This window comes from Streptomyces minutiscleroticus, from assembly GCF_014650875.1.
Classification (GTDB): domain Bacteria; phylum Actinomycetota; class Actinomycetes; order Streptomycetales; family Streptomycetaceae; genus Streptomyces; species Streptomyces minutiscleroticus.
Genome location: NZ_BMVU01000095.1, coordinates 1 through 17557, shown reverse-complemented (window position 1 = coordinate 17557; position 17557 = coordinate 1). Strand labels below are relative to the sequence as shown.

Sequence of the window (17557 nt, the reverse complement as noted above, 5' to 3'; positions counted from 1 at the left end):
GCAGTTGGAGGCGGTTGGAGGAGATGTGCGCGAAGCGCGCCGGGACCATGGTCCCGGCGCGCTTCGCGCACATCTCCTCCAACCGCCTCCAACTGCAGCAACACGAAGGCGCTGCATCGTGAGGTGCAGCGCCTTCGTGTTAAGTGGTCGGCCGGGTCAGGAGACGGCCTTGAGGGTCTCGCGACGCTTGGCGTTCTCGCGACGCCGGCGCTTCTCGGCGAGCTGGTCCTGGTAGGCCAGGACGGCCTGGCGGTAGTGCTCGACGAAGCCGGGGGAGTTCAGCCGCTCGCTCTTGGGCATCGCCTTGACGGCCGCGATGGCGTCCTCGGGGGAGAGGTAGGCGGCGAGCATCGGGTTGAGCTGGTAGATGCCGGCGCGCACCTTCTTCACCAGCTGCGCCAGGTCCAGGTCGCGCAGGGCCGCGTTCACGGCCGCCCGGCTCAGGCCGAGCATCTGCGCGAGGGTGACCTGATCGACCTCAATCCGTCCGCCCGGCTCGCTGTAGGCGCGCATCTTCAGCAGCACGCGGTACGCCGCGGGCAGCAGATCCAGATCGGCAACGACGCCCTCCGCGTTCACCGCGGCGAAATGCAGACCGCTCACTGTTCGGCCCCCTTCTTCTTCTGCTGCGCCCGCTCCTGGCGGCGCTCAGCACGCATCTTCGCCCGTTCCTCGCGCATCCGCTCGATCTCCTGGCGCATCCGCTCCAGCGAGGGGAAGCGCACCAGGTCCGGCAGGCTCTCGTCCGACCGGATCTTCGCGATGGTCTCGTGCTGGTCGATGCGCAGGTACTCCGCGTCCACAGTCTCGGTACCCGGGATGAACTCGGCCACCCGGTAGGAGTACGGCGGGTTGAACTGGTACACCCCACGCTTCACACGGAACACGATCCCGTGCGACATGATCTCACCCAGCGCCTCGTTCGCCTTGGTCCGCGCGACGTCCAGGACGTGCGCCATCTCCTCCTGGGTCAGATAGATGCGTCCGCCGGCGCGCTGGCAGGCGATCATCAGCCGCAGCGGCAGCGCCTCGCGGAAGAACTGCGCGATGACCAGGAAAAACTCCAATGAGTCCATGCTGAATGCGTTCGGCTGACCCGGCGGCCCGTAGAACTCCAGAGGCTTGCGCTCACCGTCCAGGGTGAGCTTGCGGCCGGGATAGGTCCGGGCAATGGCATCCAGGTCCTTGACGGGCCGCAGCGGCCGATCCCAGGCGTCAGCCGGATCAGACAACGGCAGCTTCGGCTGCGGCGCCCCTCGGGGGGCGCTCGTACGGCGACGCTGCGGATCTGTCGACACGAGGCTGCTCTCCAAGCTGTTACTGGCCGGACACGCAGCAGTATGTCATCCCTACTTGACACGCATGTCGCTCCGACGCGACATGCAGAGCGAGTTGTGTCCCTCCAGAGGGACACAACTACTTCCCTCCTGTCGGGCAGTCCCTCCCTGAGGGCGCATCAGCCTCGGATGTCGCCTGTACTTGACATGCGGGCGGAAATCATGTCGCCTCCAGTTGACATAGAGGTGGCGATGTGCCCCCTCACTCGGGACACATCGCCCGCGATACGTCCCCTCAGCCGGTACTCATCTCCGAATCCGCAACGCTCTGACCTGCGGTTTCTTGATCTCGCTACATATCAGTGGCTGAGGTCGCCCCCGACCTCCAGCACCTAAGCGAAACGAGCCCGTGCCCTACTCCAAGGGCACCTGGGCTGAGGAGGCTTCGCGTGCGGCTGGGTACGTCTGGTGCGGCAAGTGGGCGGCACCAGCGGATCTGAGTCTCGGGTGGTGGCGGCCGAGACGGACAAACGCAGCAAAGGCGTGGCCGCTGTGGGCGGGTGGCTCCGCCGACCGGGCCTGAAGGGCCGGTCGGCTCAGGTGCCTCCGTGCGTCGGGATGCGGCTACCGGTAGCCCGGGGTGCCGTTCTGTGGTTTAAGTTTCGACCACTTCAATTGTGCGGACACTCGCCGACGAATTCGGGCTGATCGAAGCCGCGTCCCATTCCGCAGAGACGGCACGCCTCAGGCTGGCGCGCTGACGGTCCCCGAGACTGGTCCACCGCATCCTCGCGGAGGAACAGGACGAGACCACTCCGGCAACATGAACACTGCGGCAGACGAGCGGTATCCCTGCCTGTATGGAGGCGTTCGTAGCCTCTGCCGACCTCTTTACGGTTCGCTCGAACACGTGCTGCTATGGCCCCTCCAGGAAATGCAGCCACAGGGGGCGAACATGGACGTCAAAGGCGTGCTTGGCACGATTAGCTTCGACGGCGAATGGATCACCATCACAAAGACGCCGGTAGGGCCGAAGCCCGCACCTGTACGTATCCGGGCTGTCGACGTAACGGGCACGCGCTACAAGCCTGGCACTCGGCTCGTCCACGGCTACGTGCAATTCCTCCTGCCAGGCGCCACAGCCGCGGGAGAGAAGGGCGGAATCCTGCACGCGGGCCGCCCGCCCTACGACGACCCGCACAGTCTGTCGATTCCTCGCAAGAGTAACGACCTCGCTGAGAAGCTCGTGGCCGCCGTCGAACAAGCCCGAGCCTAGTTTTGCCCCGACGACGTGGGGGCCGGGGACGCAATCCGTGCGTGTCCGCAGGGCGATGTCAACCGGCACGGGACGGTGCAGGAGCGTGAGGTGGAGAACCGCATGGAGCATGCGATGGGTCTGCTGCCGCAGCCTCACTGAGTCTGGTAATTCTAAGAGGGCGATGGAGTGTGGGAAACGCTGCGCGCAGAGAGTTCAGGTTCTGGGATGATCCGTGGATGTACGTAACCCCCATACCTGGTGCCGAGCTGCACACCGTCTACCGGCTTTTGAAGTCGGCCCGTATCGAGGCCGAAAACCTGGCTGGGAACTTCTCCTCGGCTGAGGAGTACTTGCTCAAGTACCTGACGTGGACGACGGAGCAGGCGAGGGTGCTGGGGTCCCAGGTCCGTGCGAAGGACATTGACGCGCTGTTCTTCACCCCGGTCTATTGGGCTCTGCTGGGCGGCGGTGGCCATATGAGCGGGATGTTGGCGCCGAAGGTGTCGAACGGGCTGATCGACCAGGAGATCCGGCAGCGGATGGCGGACCTGGAGCGGGCAGCCTCGTCCGTACGGGAGATCATCCGTAGGTGGACGGAGGACGTTTCGACGCTTGTGCTGGACACCAGCTTCTTCATTGAGCACGAGGAGAAGCTCGAGGACGCCGACCTGTTCGGGCTGGCCGACTTTGAGGGCAAGGTCCGCGTCGCTGTTCCAATGACGGTGGTGGACGAGCTGGATCGGCTGAAGGAAGCCAGAGTGTCGCCGCACGCCCGGTGGCGGGCGAGGTATGGGCTGTCGGTGTTGGACCGGCTCCTGAATGGACCGTCCATGCTGGGGGCCGTGGAGGTCGAGGTCTTGCCGGACCCCCCTGGGCATGTTCGGTTGCCGGACGAGGACGACGAGATCGTGGACCGAGCCTTGGCACTGCGAACGGTGGCGGCCGGTCCGGTCACGCTGGTGACGTACGACACTGGGATGGCGCTGCGCGCGAAGGTTGCCGATGTGCCGTGCATGAAGTTGCACAAAAAACTGGGGCGGGAGCCGGAGAGGCCGAAGGACTAGACACCCTCGGGACGGACTGACTCCCCGGCATAGGTTTTGACTTTTCGTCAGACGGCGGAGGGCCGATTTTCGGTTGCGGCACGGAGTCAGGAGACGGGGGCGTACCTGCTGGCGGCATCGATGAGGTGGACGCACGGTCCGATGACGGCGGCACCTGCCAGGTGCGGTCCTCGAACGTCACCGGCGCACCCACCACCAGTTGCCGCCCGTCGGCGCGGGCGGCCGGAGGCGGGCTCACAGCTGCTCCCGCTCAGCACAGCCGACCTCGCTGCCTGCCCGGCTGCCGCCGCTGCCGGGATCAGGAGCGCCGCCAGAGCCGGGATCGGGGCGGGAGCGGGTGCCGGGGGTGGCCGGGCTGGGCTGGGCTGGATGAGGGTGTGTTCGCTCAGTGGCCGGGGCAGGTCCGCGTGAAGTCGGCCGCTCCACAGGGCGTGGTAGGTCACCGGCAGCGCGGTCAGGACCTCGCCGGCGGCCGCGGCGCCGGCCATGAGCGGCCGGGCGGTGGCGAACGCCTGAAGGACGGCCTGCTGAAGGCCGCCGGGGTTGCGGTAGCGGGGGTGGCGGTAGCCGGCCAGCCAGGCGGTGTTGGCCGCCACACCGCCTCCGGCACCGCCAGGCGTCGGTAGACGAAGCCCACCGCAGCACAGGCCGCCTCCAGGATGGCGGCGGCCCGCTGCGCGCGCCGGCCGCCCGCGCCGGGGACGTGGGGGCAGTCGGCGAGCATTCCGTGGCCGTCGGCGTAGCGGGCGAACACCTGCGGCACCCAGGTCCGCACCCGGCCATCCTCCGGATCGCGCCAGAGCAGCCGCACCGGCCGCGCCGCCAAGGCGACCACCTGCGGGTCGCAGTCCAGGAACATCAGCTGGGTGCGCATGGCCTGCGAGCCGTGGGTGACGTGCCGGCCGGTGGTGGACGACCACCACCAGCCCGGCCCCCAGCGCCGCCCGGGCACCGTCGGGAACGGTGCCACCGGAGGTATGTCCTCCAGCCGCGCCGACACGGCCGCCTCGCACCAGCGCCGCTGAATCCGGCTGCCGTCGGGCGCGGTGAAGACCGCCTGGACTGCCGCGGCCTCCGGCACGGCAACGTCGGTGGCCGCCTCGGCGGGTGCGGCGCTGGTGGTGCTGCTGGGGTGCATGTCCGTCACGCAAGCCGATCCGGACCCGGCGGCGCAGCCGAACCGGCCGGTATCCCTCCGTCGGGTCGTTGACGGTGTTCCTCTCCCCGGCGCACACGGGCTGCTGCCCGCCGGCGTGGGTCGAGCACCATGGCGACCCAGGTCTGCAGAGGGCTGGTGTAGTCGACGCCGAGCAGCGGGCCCAGCCAGGGGCGGTGCAGGCGGTGGGCGAGGTGGTGGACGAAGCGGCCCCCGGCCCCGAGCGCGGCCGGCCTGGTACGGCCGTGGTCGGCGCGCACCAGCTGCTCGCACGCGGGGTCGGTCAGCGCGGCCGCGACGGTGACCAGCTCGGGCAGGACGACGGCGTCCCTCACCAGCGCATGCCACCCCTCGCCCGGCCCGCCCGGTTCGCCTGCGCCGCCGCGCCGGTGGTGGGCGTGGGTGAGGGCGGCGGTGCGGGCGGGCCAGATCTGCTCGTCCGGCCAGTGCGGGGCCTGCCGCCACCACCACACGACTACCGCCCGGGCGAGCGCGAACACCTGCTGCAGGTCATGCCCACGGGCTGCGGCCCGGCGGGCGAGGGTGGGCCAGCGCTGCTGGGCCCGGCCGATGAGCCGGCGCGCCCGTGCTTCGTCACCTACCCTCATGTCCGGGTCGGGGACGCGTCGTACCCACCGCTGCCGGCTGCGGCTGTCGAGCTGGGAGGGTCCGGCGGGCAGCTCCACCCAGTCCTCCTCCCGGGCGACGCGCTCGACCAGCCGGGCGATGTGCCGCCGGCCCGGCCGCGGCAACACCGTCTGGTTGGCCTGCACCACCCGCCGCATACGGCAGCTCGCGTGACTCCAAGAAGGCGCGGAAGGCGCCGTCGCGGCCGTAGACCTCGTCCGCCGCCACCCACACCTGCCCCTGCGGCAGGTCGGGCAGAATCCGGTCGATCATCTGCTCCGCCTGGCGCGGCTTGGCGGCAAAGCCCACCCCGTCGGGCACGTGCGCGGCACGGCAACGCGCGCGATCCCGCGTCCACTCCTGCGGCAGGTAGAGCTCCCGATCAATGAGTGCTTGCCCGGCGCCGGTGGCCCACGCGGCCATCACCCCCACCTGGCAGGGGAACACCCCGCTGAGCGAGCCGGTGAACTGACGGGCCGCCCCGGCCGAGGCGTGGCCCTTCTTGGCGAAGCCGGTCTCGTCCACGACCAGCACTCCCGCACCTGCCGGCCCGGCGCCGCAGCCCCCGTCGTCCAGTCCGGCGATCACATAGCGGCGCACGACATCGCGCAGTTCGTCCACGTCCCAGCGGGAGCGGTCCAGCAGATGCTGCCGGCCATCGGGGCGGGCGTCGCCGGCGTACTCCGCCAACTGCCACCCGTTCTTGCGCGACAGCGGCCCCAGCAGGCCGCGGATACACGCGGCTGCCCGCCGCCGCAGATCAGCCCGCGGAAAGACGCTCCCGGCCTCCAGCAGCACATCCTCCAGCCGGTCCGACCACCCATCCGCCCGTTCGCGGTCGGTGACAACCGGCGGAACGTCCAGCAACGGCGCCTGCCTACCCGGTAATCACCCGCCTCGTCAGATCACCGAACTGCAGCAACGCAGTCGATCTCCAACCGAAGGGCTAGCCGGGTCCACCTCCGCAATGAAGCCGTTGCCGCAGGCAGGCTCTGGTACCAGGGTTCGTCGGACGTGCGGGCTGTGTTGGTTGACCGGCGCGGGCGAGGGGGTTGCCCATCAATTCCAGCTGGCTGGGAAACGGAGGCCGTTTCGGCGTCCGGGGCCGCCGTTCTTGTTCGGCGCAGCGGATCGGGGCTGTCAATCAATGTTCCGGACGCTGCAGTGGATTGCAGAATCTCGCTCGATTAACGGAGGGGCGGTCCGGGCCCGTCGGTTGACGGGTCTGGACCGGTCGACCGGCCGGTCCAGAAGGCGGCAGCCCGCCAGGTCTCGGCGCGGGGTTCGTCGGACGAATACACAGGAGGCGCATCGATGAGCAACGCACCAATTGGTCGGAGTCCTGCCGGGGGAGAGGCATCGAGCGGCGACAGCAGCATCGCGGCCACGATGTTCTTGCCGACGGGACGCCAGGTCCTGTTGTCCCATCGGTCATACAGGGATAAGGAAGACGCAGTCAGCGGCACCGTTTCGAGGCGGGGCACCGGTCACCGGTGGTTGCCCGCGGGGGATTCGCGCTCGTTGCCGAGGCTGGATGCCGAGGTGGCGGGCCGGACTGCGGCAGGCGAAAACGTACAGGTCGTGTACAGCGCACGCGGGGACAGGTTCATGATCGTGGCTAAGCCGGAAGGGAGGGCGGCGTGAGCGAAACCGGACCCTTCGCATGCGATGGCAGGATGGGCCCACTCCTCCTGCGGGACGGCAGTGCCGGTAGTCCGCCGCCACCGGACACAGCCTCTAGTGGTGCGGATGGTGGTGGGGGCCCTGCCGAGCCGGTGGAGCACGTACTGAGCCGCATCTGGTCGACGGTCCTCGGGCTTCCCGGCCTTGACCGGGGCCAAGGTCTGTTCGCCTCGGGCATCGTGCACGTGCTCAGTGTCCTGCGGGCGCGGGAAAGGATCGCGTTGGCGCTCCGCGTCGACGTGCCGTTAAGCACGATGCTTCAGTGCCAGACCATGGCCCAGCTCGCCCGATCGGTCCGCGCGAGCGCCGACTCCGTGGAAAAGCTGGAGGTACGGGCCTGGGCAGTGGCCTCGCTTGCACCGCTGGAGGACGCCGAATGGGTGCGCGCGGTGACCGCGCTCGAAACCGAGGCGAAGTGAAGTGCGCACCTCCCATCCGTTCCTTGTGCACGCCGGCGAGGCGACGGCACCACCGTCGGCCGGTCAGCGATCCTCGGCGCCCTTCCCGATGGGCACCGGGGCGGGCCATCCGCGACCTGCCCCGGGTGCACAGGCCGAACGACCGCCTCGACCCGGCCCCGCCGGAGCGCGCCCTACACGGTGTCGCCGAGCCACACGAGATGCTGCGCACGGTGTCTGCGTTAGTGCTCGGAGGAGTGAGACAAGTGGTCCGCGCCAACGCCGACGTGCCCTTCTTTCCACCTCCACCCGCAGGCCCGAGACTGCGCGGCCGTCGTGGTGGCGCCCTGGAGGGGCAGCGGGCACGCGACCCGCACCACGAATCGCCCTGGCCTCATTCGCCCGGTTCTCTGTGTGACCCGGCCGTCCAGCTCCACACCGACGCTCGGAACGGTGCACGGAGGATATACAACGTCGCCTCGGTGATCTCACGGACCGCAGAGCAGTGATCATTCGGCCGCCTTCCTCCAACTGCGCAGCGGCCCTATCGCAATCACCACGCTTTACGTGCGCCAACGAGCTTGACGCCAGGCCTTCGCCCGCCACCCGCCGTCACCACCGCCCCCGCCGCGCCCTGCGGTGACACCCACGACCTGACCACACACCAGCGACCGGCTCCGCCCGTCGGCCGGTCGACTGCGCCCTCATCCGCATGATCGTGACATTCAAGGAGCCCAGCCGTGAACCGTGCTGACCTTGCCTCGACGACCCAGAGGACCGGGACTACGCCCGCACCGGGCATACCCGCTGATGCCGGGGCCGATGTCGAAGGTCGTCTCGCCGAGGTGCTGGCCGAAGTGGTGGGCACCGATCGGGTGGCGGCCGACAGCAACTTCTTCGACGACCTGGGAGCCGACTCCATGGTCATGGCGCGCTTTTGCGCACGGGCCAGAAAGCGTGAGGACCTGCCGTCGGCGTCGATGAAGGACATCTACCGGCACCAGACGGTACGCAGCCTCGCCCGAGCGCTCACGGCCCCCGCGCCCGCCTCCGTGGCGGCGCCGCCCGCGGCACCGGTCGACCTCGTGCCCCCGGTCAGGACGGGCACGGCCGGCTACTTCCTCTGCGGAGCAGTGCAGCTCCTGGCCTTCCTCGCCTACGTCTACGCCAGCGCAACGGTCATCGGTCTCGGGTACGACTGGGTCACCGCCGGCTCGGGCCTGGTGGCGAGCTATCTGCGGGCGGTGCTGTTCGGCGGCGGCCTCCTCCTCGCGGTGTGCACTGTGCCGATCGCCGCCAAATGGACACTGATCGGCCGCTGGACACCCCGCGCGATCCGCATCTGGAGCCCGGGATACCTGCGCTTCTGGCTCGTGAAGACGCTCATACAGCTGAATCCGCTGGCGCTGTTTGCCGGATCACCCGTCTACACCCTCTACCTGAGGGCGCTGGGCGCGAAGATCGGGCGCGGCACTCTGATCCTGTCCGCGCACGTCCCGGTCTGCACCGACCTGCTCACCGTCGGGGACGGCACGGTCGTCCGCAAGAATGTCCTGCTCTCGTGCTACCGGGCGCAGGCCGGCTGGATCCAGACCGGCCCGGTCACCCTGGGCAAGGACGTGTACGTCGGGGAGCAGACGGTGCTGGACATCCACACCGCGATGGGCGACCGGGCCCGGCTCGGCCACGCCTCCTCCCTGCACCCAGGACAGTCCGTCCCCGCCGGACAGTCCTGGCACGGCTCCCCGGTACAGCCCTGCACCACCGAATACCAGACGGTCGAACCGGTCCGCTGCACCCCCTGGCACCGCTTCTTCTTCGGCGCCACGCAGCTGCTGGCCGCGCTGCTGCTCTACGCACCGCTCACCGTCGGCGGCGCCGGCCTGCTGATCGCCGCAATCCCGCAGCTCGGCGCCCTCACGCACACACCGACCGCATTCGGTTGGACATTCCTCGCCAGCGCCCTGGGCATGTCGTTCGTGCTGTACTTCGGCGCCCTGCTCGCCGGCCTGTTCCTGGTGTCCACACTGCCCCGGCTGCTACACCTTCCCCTGAAGGCGGAGGAGACCTACCGGCTCTACGGGCTTCATTACTCGCTGCACCGAGCGGTGGCGCGCCTGACCAACAGCAGGCAGCTCACCTGGCTGTTCGGCGACAGCTCCGCGATCACCTGCTACCTGCGCGCCCTGGGCTGGGACCTCTCCGATGTGGAGCAGACCGGCTCGAACTTCGGCGCCAAGGTCGAGCAGGACGACCCGTATCTGAGCGGCGTCGGCACCGGCACCATGGTCGCCGACTGGCTGTCGGTGCTGAACGCCGACTACTCCGGCAGCTCCTTCCGCCTCTCCAAAGTCCAGATCGGGGCGAACAACTTCCTCGGCAACCGCATCGCCTACCCCGCCCGCGGCCGCACCGGCGACAACGTGCTGCTGGCGACCAAGGCCATGGTGCCCGTCGACGGCCCCGTCCGGCACGACACCGGGCTGCTGGGCTCACCCAGCTTCGAGATCCCCCGCACCGTGGAGCGCGACGCGGCCTTCGACCACCTGCGCAACGGCCAGGAGCTGCGCCGCCGTCTCAGGGCGAAGAACCGGCACAACGCGGTGACTCTGGCCTCGTTCCTGCTCGTCCGCTGGCTGCAGGCCTTCGTCGTGCTCACGCTCTTCTGGGCCGCGGCGAGCCTCCACGACCTCCTGGGCGCAGCGGCGATCGCCCTGGCCACCGTGGCCTCCCTGCTGTTCACCCTCGGCCTCACCGTCGTGTCCGAGCGGGCCGCCGCAGGGTTCCGCCGGCAGCGTCCGCTGTACTGCTCGATCTACCACCCCGACTTCTGGCGGCACGAGCGTTTCTGGAAGCACGCGGGGACGCAGCTGCAGCTGTTGAACGGCACCCCGTTCAAGGGCCTGTTCTGGCGGGCGCTGGGCGTGCGGGGCGGGCGGCGGCTCTTCGACGACGGGAGCAGCATGCCCGAACGCACCCTCATCACCCTGGGAGAGGACTGCACCCTCAACCACGGCGTCGTCCTGCACTGCCACTCCCAGGAGGACGGCACCTTCAAGTCCGACCGCATCACCGTCGGCGACGGCTGCACCATCGGCGTCGGGGCCCTGGTCCACTACGGCTCCACCGTGGGCGACGGCGCCGTGATCGGCGCCGACTCCTTCCTGATGAAAGGCGAGCAGGTGACCCCCGGCACCCGCTGGGCGGGCAACCCCGCACGAGAACTCGCCCCCCGGCCGGCCAAGGCCGCCGTCCCGGAGTGAGCCTCGCGTCATCTTGACAGCACCACGACGGCCCCGGCGGAAACCTCTCCGCCGGGGCCGACATCTTCCCATGCTGTGCCGCGTCGGTCGGCAGCTGCAGATGGCGAATTCATGTCCGCCCGGAGACAAGGTCCATGTTCTATTTTCGGACCGGTGCTGTGCATAGTGGTTCGGCGTGCTGGCCTTGCAGGTACGTGGACCGTTCCTCCTCTGTAAAATTCCGCCGGAGGGCCGTGCAGATCTTCTTCTCGGCCTCCTTCGCGTCGCGATGATGCAAATCCCACAGTCGTACCGTCCTGTCTTTGCCGGCGGTGGTCAGGGCTGTGCCGTCGGGGGTGAACGCCACCCCTCGCACGGCGTCGGTATGACCGGTGAGGACTTTGCGGGGGGTACCAGCGGCGCCATCCCACAGTCGTATGGTCTTGTCTTCGCTGCCGGTGGCGAGGGTTGTGCCGTCAGGGCTGAACGCTACCGTGTACACGGCGCTGGTGTGGCCGGTGAGGGTTCTGCGAAGAATGCCGGTGGTGGCGTTCCACAGCCGCACTGTTCCGTCTTCGCTGGCGGTGGCAAGAGTGCTGCCGTTGGGGTTGTACGCCACCATGTACACGATGTTGGCTTGGCTAGCACGGGTCTTTCGGGGTGTGCCAGTAGTCGCATCCCATAACCGCACAGTGTTGTCGTAACCGCCGCTCGCGAGGGTCTTTCCGTCAGGGCTGAATGCCGCCGAGGATGCGAAGCCGAAGTGTCCGGTGAGGGTTTTGCGGTGGGTGCCGGTGATGGCATTCCACAGGCGCACGGTGCTGTCGTTACTGGCGGTGGCGAGGGTGTGTCCGTTGGGGCTGTACGCCACCGCGTTCACTCCGCTGGTGTGTCCAGTCAGGGTTTTGCGGAGTGCGCCGGTGGCGATGTCCCATAGTCGTACCGTTTTGTCCGCACCGGCGGTGGCGAGGGTTTTGCCGTCAGGGCTGTACGCGACCCCTAGCACAGCGTCGGTATGGCCGGTGAGTACCTTTCGAAGGGTGTCGGTGGCGGTGTCCCACAGTCGTATGGTCTTGTCTTCGCTGCCGGTGGCGAGGGTGCGTCCGTTGGGGCTGTACGCCACCGCGTCTACTCCGCTGGTGTGTCCAGTGAGGGTTTTACGGGGTACGTCGGTGGCGGTGTCCCACAGTCGTATGGTCTTGTCTTCGCTGCCGGTGGCGAGGGTGCGTCCGTTGGGGCTGTACGCCACCGCGTACACGAAGCCGGCGTGTCCGGTGAGAGTCTTTCGGAATGCGCCGGTGGCGGTGTCCCACAGCCGCACGGTGTTGTCGTAGGCACCGCTGGCGAGGGTCTTTCCGTCGGGGCTGAACGTCACCACGTACACGTCGCTGGTGTGGCCGGTGAGTACCTTTCGGAGTGCGCCGGTGGTGGCATCCCACAGCCGCACCGTCTTGTCCTGACTACCGCTGGCGAGTGTCTTGCCGTCAGGACTGTACGCCACCCCCCAGATGCCCTTGGTGTGGCCGGTGAGTACCTTTCGGAGTGCGCCGGTGGTGGCATCCCACAGCCGCACCGTGCTGTCCTGGCTACTGGTGGCGAGTGTCTTGCCGTCAGGGCTGAAGGCCACCGCGTACACCTCGTCAGTGTGTCCGGTGAGGGTTTTGCGGGATGCGCCGGTGGCGGCGTTCCATAGTCGTACGGTCTTGTCCTGGCTGCCGGTGGCGAGGGTGTGCCCGTCGGGGCTGTACGCCACCGCGAACACGAAGCCGGTGTGTCCGGTGAGGACTCTGCGGGAAATACCGGTAGTGGCGTTCCACAGACGCACCGTCTCGTCTTTGCTGGCGGTGGCGAGGGTTTTGCCGTCAGGACTGTACGCCACCGCGTACACGTCTCTGGTGTGTCCGGTGAGGGTTTTGCGGGATGCGCCGGTGGTGGCGTCCCATAGTCGCACCGTCTTGTCTTTGCTGGCGGTGGCGAGGGTTTTGCCGTCGGGACTGTACGCCACTCCCCAGACGCTGTCGGTGTGGCCGGTGAGGCGGCGTCGGAGGGGGAGATCTGCAGCTGCGTACAGACTGGCAGCGGTTTCGGTAGTAGGTGCGGTGCGGTAGGCCTGGACGGCAAGGAGCGAGGCCAGGTCGGGGTTGGTGCTGATCAAAGCGTTGGATTTGAGGGCCAGCTGTTGTGACAGCTGCGACAGTGTCTCATGCTGCGCATCGACCGCGGTCTGTCGTTGCCAAAGGGTGAGCACAGTGGTGATCAGCATCAGGACGAGGGCGCCGATCAAAGTGGAGTTGAGGCGACGGGCACGGCGTGCGCGGCGGGTGGCAGCCGTTTGGCTGGCGGTGAGGAAGTCGTTCTCGAGCGCGGTGAGTTCGGCCGGGCGATTGGCCGGAGGAAAGGCGTTCTCGGCATCGGTGAGCCGGGTGCCGCGGTAGAGGGCGCCTGGGTCGTGATGGAGGGTGTGCCAAGTGGTGGCGGCATCAGTGAGCCGGCGATGCAGGCGCAGCCGGTCGCGGTCGGTGTCGAGCCATGCGCTGAGACGGGGCCAGCAGGCGATAAGGGCCTCATGGGCAAGGTCGACGGTGTCTTCGTCGCAGGTGATCAGGCGGGCACGGGTGAGGTATTCCAGAACGGTTGTAACCTCAACGGGGTCGCCCAGACCGAATTCGGTGCGGGGGGTGGGGCGCCGAGTGTCGGGTGTGTTATCACCGGGAGTGATCAGCCGCAGCAGCAACGAGCGGGCGAGGTCGGCCTGGCCGGGGGTAAGGTTTAGGTAGCAGTCCTCAGCAGTGCGGGCGATAGCGCCGTGCAGTCCACCGGCCGCCTCGTAAGCGGTTTCGGTCAGGGTGCGGCCCTGGCGGCGACGCCAGGTCTCCAGCAGGGAGTGCGAGAGCAGGGGTAGGGCGCCAGGCCGGCCTTCGGTCTCGGCAAGCAGCCGGGCGGTCAGGGTGCGTTCCACGATCAACCCAGATGCCTGGGCCGGACCGATGACCGCCTGTCGCAGTTCGTCACGATCCATCGGCCCCACCAGCAGCAGCGTGCCACGCAACGCTGCGGCCAGCTCAGGGCGGTCGGCGCAGCGCCCCAGGAAGTCGGCGCGCACGGCGATGACCACGCGCAGCCGGCTGCCTGGCTTCCGGGCGCTCAGCAATCGGTCGACAAATTCCGTGCGTTCGGCCGGGTCGGCGCACAGGGTGAACAGTTCCTCAAACTGATCAACTACGATCACAGTGTTCCCGGCCGCATCCTCTTTGGCCGTCAACGCCGCGGCGTGGGCGCGGACGGGGTGCGGTCCGGGGGTGAGGATGCGCAGCGCAGCCGGCGGCGCCCCGGCGACGTCCGCGTGTTGCTGGAGGGCGGGCAGCAGGCCGGCCCGCAGCAGGGACGACTTGCCACTGCCGGACGGGCCGGACAACGCGGTGAACCGGTGGCGGCGGACCAAATCGAGCAGGTCGCGGGTGAGCAGGTCGCGGCCGAAGAACAGGGCGGCGTCGGACGGTTCGTAGCGAGCCAGACCCCGATAGGGTGCCTGCGCGCTGTCATCCTCAGTCGGACGTGCGGCGAGAACAGCTGCCACCGCCCGCCAACGTTCCTCCCATTCGTTCGGATCGGCACCGCAGGCGGCCACGTAGGCGAGGGTGACCGGCAGAGACGGCAACCGCTCCCCGGCCGCCGCCTCTGACAGCGTGCTTGCCGAATACCCTGCCTTCCGCGCCAGCATCCGATAAGTCGGCTGCCCGGCTCGGCGACGCACGCCCCTCAACGCGATTGCAAACGCTTGCGCCGGTCCGGCGTTTAGATCTAGAGGCTTCTCCTGACGTGCCATGGCCGCCTCCTTCGAGACGTCGCCTACTCCCACCCGGCAGATTAGCGCCCTGATTGGTTCGGTTGACCGGGTCAGCCGGTCATTTCTCTGTGGAGACAGCTGCGAGATGGCATTGGCAGAGGGCGGCAGCTGCGGTTTCGGCCATGGTTGTTTTTGGAGAATGAAGTTCTCCCATGATCTTGGACAGCGGGTGATTACGCTGCGGGGGTGAAGTCGTGTTGCAGTCGGTTCCGAGTCCCGAGCGGGGTGAGGTACCTGAACTCGGGCTTGCGGAGCCTGTTGCGGTTGTGCTCGATCTCGATGAAGCGGAGGATGTCGGCGCGGGCTTGGGCTCGAGTCGCCCACGTGCCGGTGCCGACCTCGGCTTTCAGGATGGCGAACCAGCTTTCCGCGGTGGCATTATCGTAACAGGATTCAACACGGCCCATTGATTGCCGCATACTCAACTTCCGTATTTGTCTGCGAAATTTATCACTCGTGTAGAGAACTCCATGATCTTGGAAGCCGTACCTGTCACGTTCTGGGGCACCGTCAAGCTGGCGGACTATCACGAACTGGACGTCACGCCACAACGCCGAAGTCCTGCCCACCCATCGAACTCCAGCACCTCATCGACGCAGTCACCACCGGCAGACCTCTTGACCTTTACTGCCCGAATCAACGAATCACTGCTAGTAATGTTTTCTGCGTACGCGATGGTTACCCGCCTCGCTAGATCACCGAATTTCAGCAGCACAAGCAATCCTTAATTAAGGATTAGATCGCTGGGATAAAGGCATCCGCCATGAGGCGTTGGTGACGCCACAGTGACACCGCGTCCGGTAGAAAGGAACGATTGCCCACGCATACGATCGGAGACGGTCATGTACGCGCACGAGAGGCCGAAACGGAAAGTCTCCGAAGGTTCACGGTGCATTGCCAAGTCGGAAGTTGGTACATCCGAGCAGGCACTTTCACGAACGAACCTCCTGCCGGCGACCGTACGGCGAACACCGCAAGAAAGCATAGATTATGCCGGGCGTCTATTGGGCGGGGGAGCATGGGCCGGCATGGAAAGCAGTCTGGGGAGAGACATCTCCGATGTACATGTGCACTCAGGTATCACGGCGCAGCGTGTTGTTGCCGAGATCGGTTCCTGTGCCCACACCTTGGGCAACCAAGTCGTCATCGGAGAGAGCGGCGTGGTCCGCCATACGCTGGCCCACGAGCTGACACGCGTCCTCCAGCAGTCTTGAGGGGCTGCCGCCAGGATCTTTGCGTGAAGTGATCTTGTCCGGTTTCATCCGGTGAGGCCGAGGAGGGCCAGGGGCCTGCGGTAGTCGCGGGCCGCTCGGCGGAGGGCGGCTGCGATGTTCTTCTGGCCGTCCTGCCGGTGGAGGCCGATGGCCAGGTTGTGGAGGCTGGCCACTGTGCGGGGCAGGTGAGCGGAGCGGACTTTGGAGTCGTCCTCGCGGAAGGTTCGGTCCCGAACGTGGTGGAGGAGGTGCTCGATACCCCAGTGACCTCTGATCCAGGAGGCGAGCTGGGCGCCGGTGGCCGCGCCGGGCGGCAGGCTGGTGATCAGGTAGACACGTTCGATGCTCAGCTTGCCCGAGCCGCGGTCTCGTCTCCAGCGCACGACCTGGAGAGCCTGGCGGGCGTCGGGGTAGTCCAGGTGGGCGAACGCGGCGGTCTTCAGCCGGCGGATTTCGTCGCGGTGGTGGGCCCGGGTGCGCTCGTAGTGATCGAGCGTGATCTCACGCCAGGGCAGGGCACGGACGCGGCCGAACAGGCCGGGGTGGTTTTTCTTCACGACGGCGGTGTAGTGGGCTCCTCGCGAACGCAGGTAGGTGCCGTGGCCGTGCCGGGTGTGCAGAGCATCGGCCGTGATCACGGCACGGGTGAGGTCGACGTCGTCCAACAGTGGCGCGAAGGACGGGATTTCGTTGCTCTTGTCTGCGACCTGGCGCTGGGCGAGGACCTCTCCGCTGTGCGTCATCGCGGCCAGCAGCGAGATCGCCGCCGTGGTCCGGGTGCGTGAGCCACGGACGGTCTTGCCGTCCACTGCGATCGGCCGCAGCGCGTCCGGCGCACGGGTGCGGGCTGCCCGTGCGGACAGGAAGGCCCCGATCGCGGCATCCATCGCGTCGCCGTCCAGCCGGGCAAGCAGACGACGCACCGCCGCCGGGTGCGGGAGCATCATCTGCCCGGTCAGAGGATCCGGGGCGAAACCGAGGGTGCGTACGGCCCAGCGTGATGCGTCCGTGATCCACTCACCGATCGCGGCCAGGGAACGGGCGCCGGCCAGCACGGCGGCCGCTGCCAGCAGCGCGGACAGCGGATGCCGGCGGCCCCTGCGGTCCCGCGGGTCGGGCACCGCATCCAGGAAGAGACGCAAGCCGGCTGCGTCGATGAGGGGTCCAGACGAAGGAGCGCGGGCCAGGTGCTCCAGCGCGACGGGCATGGGGGATGATGCAGGGGCAGGCACGGTCTCGTTCGGTTCGCATGGGTCTCGACAACCACATGATTACCGGCGCCGTGCCTGCACTGCTTCCCGACCCCAGACCGGGACATGACGCGACGTCACCGACAAGGCGCAAGAACCAGACCGATCCGCTTCATGCAATGCCCCTGTCAAGACCCCGTTCTCATGGCGTAGTTTCCCCCGAGCGGATCCGCGCATGAATTCCCGGAGTTCCGAACGGATCGATATCTCGGATTCAATCACTCCGAATGAACGGCTCTTGTTCATCCTTTTATGGATGCTGCGCCCACCGTACGATCGCGCTATTCACCGCTTCCTTCTCCATGATGGTGGAAAGGCTGAATACGGCAGTCGCCGGCTGCGGTTGTACGGGCTGCTGCCGGGCCGGTGGTCGGATGGATATCGGATCGCGTGGGGGAGGCGTCGGCTGGCAGGCTGCCGTGCATGGATCATGCAGAGGTGCTGCTCATCGGAGGGCGAGCTGGTGTCGGTAAGACGACGGTGGGGTGGGAGGTGTCGGCGCTGCTGCGCTCCGAGGCGGTCGCGCACGCGGTCATCGACG

12 protein-coding genes are annotated in these 17557 nt (G+C 67.8%); 5 read left to right on the top strand and 7 right to left on the bottom strand.

The window, feature by feature from the left end; translation table 11 throughout:
* Positions 1 to 156 precede the first annotated feature (156 nt).
* Together IE271_RS38000 and IE271_RS37995 are read right to left on the bottom strand one after the other, a co-directional pair.
* Positions 157 to 603 (bottom strand): helix-turn-helix domain-containing protein, encoded by a 447-nt coding sequence (locus tag IE271_RS38000; protein WP_190195027.1) that lies wholly within the window; start codon positions 601 to 603, stop codon positions 157 to 159.
* A complete protein-coding gene (locus tag IE271_RS37995; RefSeq protein ID WP_229919878.1) occupies positions 600 to 1313 on the bottom strand; it encodes a hypothetical protein in 714 nt (237 codons plus the stop codon). Before IE271_RS37995 ends, IE271_RS38000 begins: the two co-directional genes overlap by 4 nt.
* A 919-nt stretch (positions 1314 to 2232) precedes the next feature.
* Between IE271_RS37995 and IE271_RS37990 the strand changes: the two genes are divergently transcribed.
* Both IE271_RS37990 and IE271_RS37985 read left to right on the top strand, forming a co-directional pair.
* Positions 2233 to 2553, top strand: a complete 321-nt coding sequence (locus IE271_RS37990; protein WP_190195026.1) for a DUF4429 domain-containing protein — start codon at positions 2233 to 2235, stop codon at positions 2551 to 2553.
* Between the two features lie 218 nt (positions 2554 to 2771).
* Positions 2772 to 3599, top strand: a complete 828-nt coding sequence (locus IE271_RS37985; protein ID WP_190195025.1) for a PIN domain-containing protein — start codon at positions 2772 to 2774, stop codon at positions 3597 to 3599.
* A 454-nt stretch (positions 3600 to 4053) separates the two neighbouring features.
* Here IE271_RS37985 and IE271_RS37980 read toward each other — a convergent pair whose 3' ends face one another.
* Genes IE271_RS37980 through IE271_RS37970 form a run of 3 tightly spaced genes read right to left on the bottom strand, consistent with a single transcriptional unit; the run spans position 4054 to position 6249 of the window.
* Complete coding sequence (locus IE271_RS37980; RefSeq protein ID WP_308435250.1) at positions 4054 to 4737, bottom strand: TnsA-like heteromeric transposase endonuclease subunit; 684 nt, start codon at positions 4735 to 4737, stop codon at positions 4054 to 4056.
* Between the two features lie 5 nt (positions 4738 to 4742).
* The gene (locus IE271_RS37975; protein WP_190195024.1) at positions 4743 to 5363 is read right to left on the bottom strand and encodes a hypothetical protein; all 621 of its coding nucleotides are present in this window, start codon (positions 5361 to 5363) and stop codon (positions 4743 to 4745) included.
* Positions 5350 to 6249: an IS701 family transposase gene (locus IE271_RS37970; RefSeq protein ID WP_190195023.1), complete on the bottom strand. Its 900-nt coding sequence runs from the start codon at positions 6247 to 6249 to the stop codon at positions 5350 to 5352. The genes IE271_RS37975 and IE271_RS37970 overlap by 14 nt, the downstream gene beginning before the upstream one ends.
* 908 nt (positions 6250 to 7157) lie before the next feature.
* On the opposite strand from IE271_RS37970, the gene IE271_RS37965 reads away from it, so the two are divergent.
* Together IE271_RS37965 and IE271_RS37960 are read left to right on the top strand one after the other, a co-directional pair.
* Positions 7158 to 7484 (top strand): phosphopantetheine-binding protein, encoded by a 327-nt coding sequence (locus tag IE271_RS37965; RefSeq protein ID WP_229919877.1) that lies wholly within the window; start codon positions 7158 to 7160, stop codon positions 7482 to 7484.
* A 719-nt stretch (positions 7485 to 8203) separates the two neighbouring features.
* Entirely contained in the window at positions 8204 to 10726 is a 2523-nt protein-coding gene (locus tag IE271_RS37960; RefSeq protein WP_190195022.1) for a Pls/PosA family non-ribosomal peptide synthetase, read from the top strand.
* Between the two features lie 139 nt (positions 10727 to 10865).
* Here IE271_RS37960 and IE271_RS37955 read toward each other — a convergent pair whose 3' ends face one another.
* The gene (locus tag IE271_RS37955; RefSeq protein ID WP_190195021.1) at positions 10866 to 14531 is read right to left on the bottom strand and encodes an nSTAND1 domain-containing NTPase; all 3666 of its coding nucleotides are present in this window, start codon (positions 14529 to 14531) and stop codon (positions 10866 to 10868) included.
* A gap of 863 nt (positions 14532 to 15394) precedes the next feature.
* On the opposite strand from IE271_RS37955, the gene IE271_RS43735 reads away from it, so the two are divergent.
* Positions 15395 to 15766, top strand: coding sequence for an eCIS core domain-containing protein (locus IE271_RS43735; RefSeq protein ID WP_190195020.1), 372 nt, complete (start codon positions 15395 to 15397; stop codon positions 15764 to 15766).
* A gap of 44 nt (positions 15767 to 15810) precedes the next feature.
* Here the strand turns inward: IE271_RS43735 and IE271_RS37945 are convergent, their stop codons facing one another.
* The gene (locus tag IE271_RS37945) at positions 15811 to 16908 is read right to left on the bottom strand and encodes an ISAs1 family transposase (protein WP_229919875.1); all 1098 of its coding nucleotides are present in this window, start codon (positions 16906 to 16908) and stop codon (positions 15811 to 15813) included.
* Between the last annotated feature and the right edge of the window lie 649 nt (positions 16909 to 17557).

Coding starts and splice junctions, on each gene's coding strand:
- IE271_RS37980 (WP_308435250.1), bottom strand. CDS start 4,737: ATGCACCCCAGCAGCACCACCAGCGCCGCACCCGCCGAGGCGGCCACC.
- IE271_RS43735 (WP_190195020.1), top strand. CDS start 15,395: ATGTACGCGCACGAGAGGCCGAAACGGAAAGTCTCCGAAGGTTCACGG.
- IE271_RS37985 (WP_190195025.1), top strand. CDS start 2,772: ATGTACGTAACCCCCATACCTGGTGCCGAGCTGCACACCGTCTACCGG.
- IE271_RS37990 (WP_190195026.1), top strand. CDS start 2,233: ATGGACGTCAAAGGCGTGCTTGGCACGATTAGCTTCGACGGCGAATGG.
- IE271_RS37955 (WP_190195021.1), bottom strand. CDS start 14,531: ATGGCACGTCAGGAGAAGCCTCTAGATCTAAACGCCGGACCGGCGCAA.
- IE271_RS37975 (WP_190195024.1), bottom strand. CDS start 5,363: ATGAGGGTAGGTGACGAAGCACGGGCGCGCCGGCTCATCGGCCGGGCC.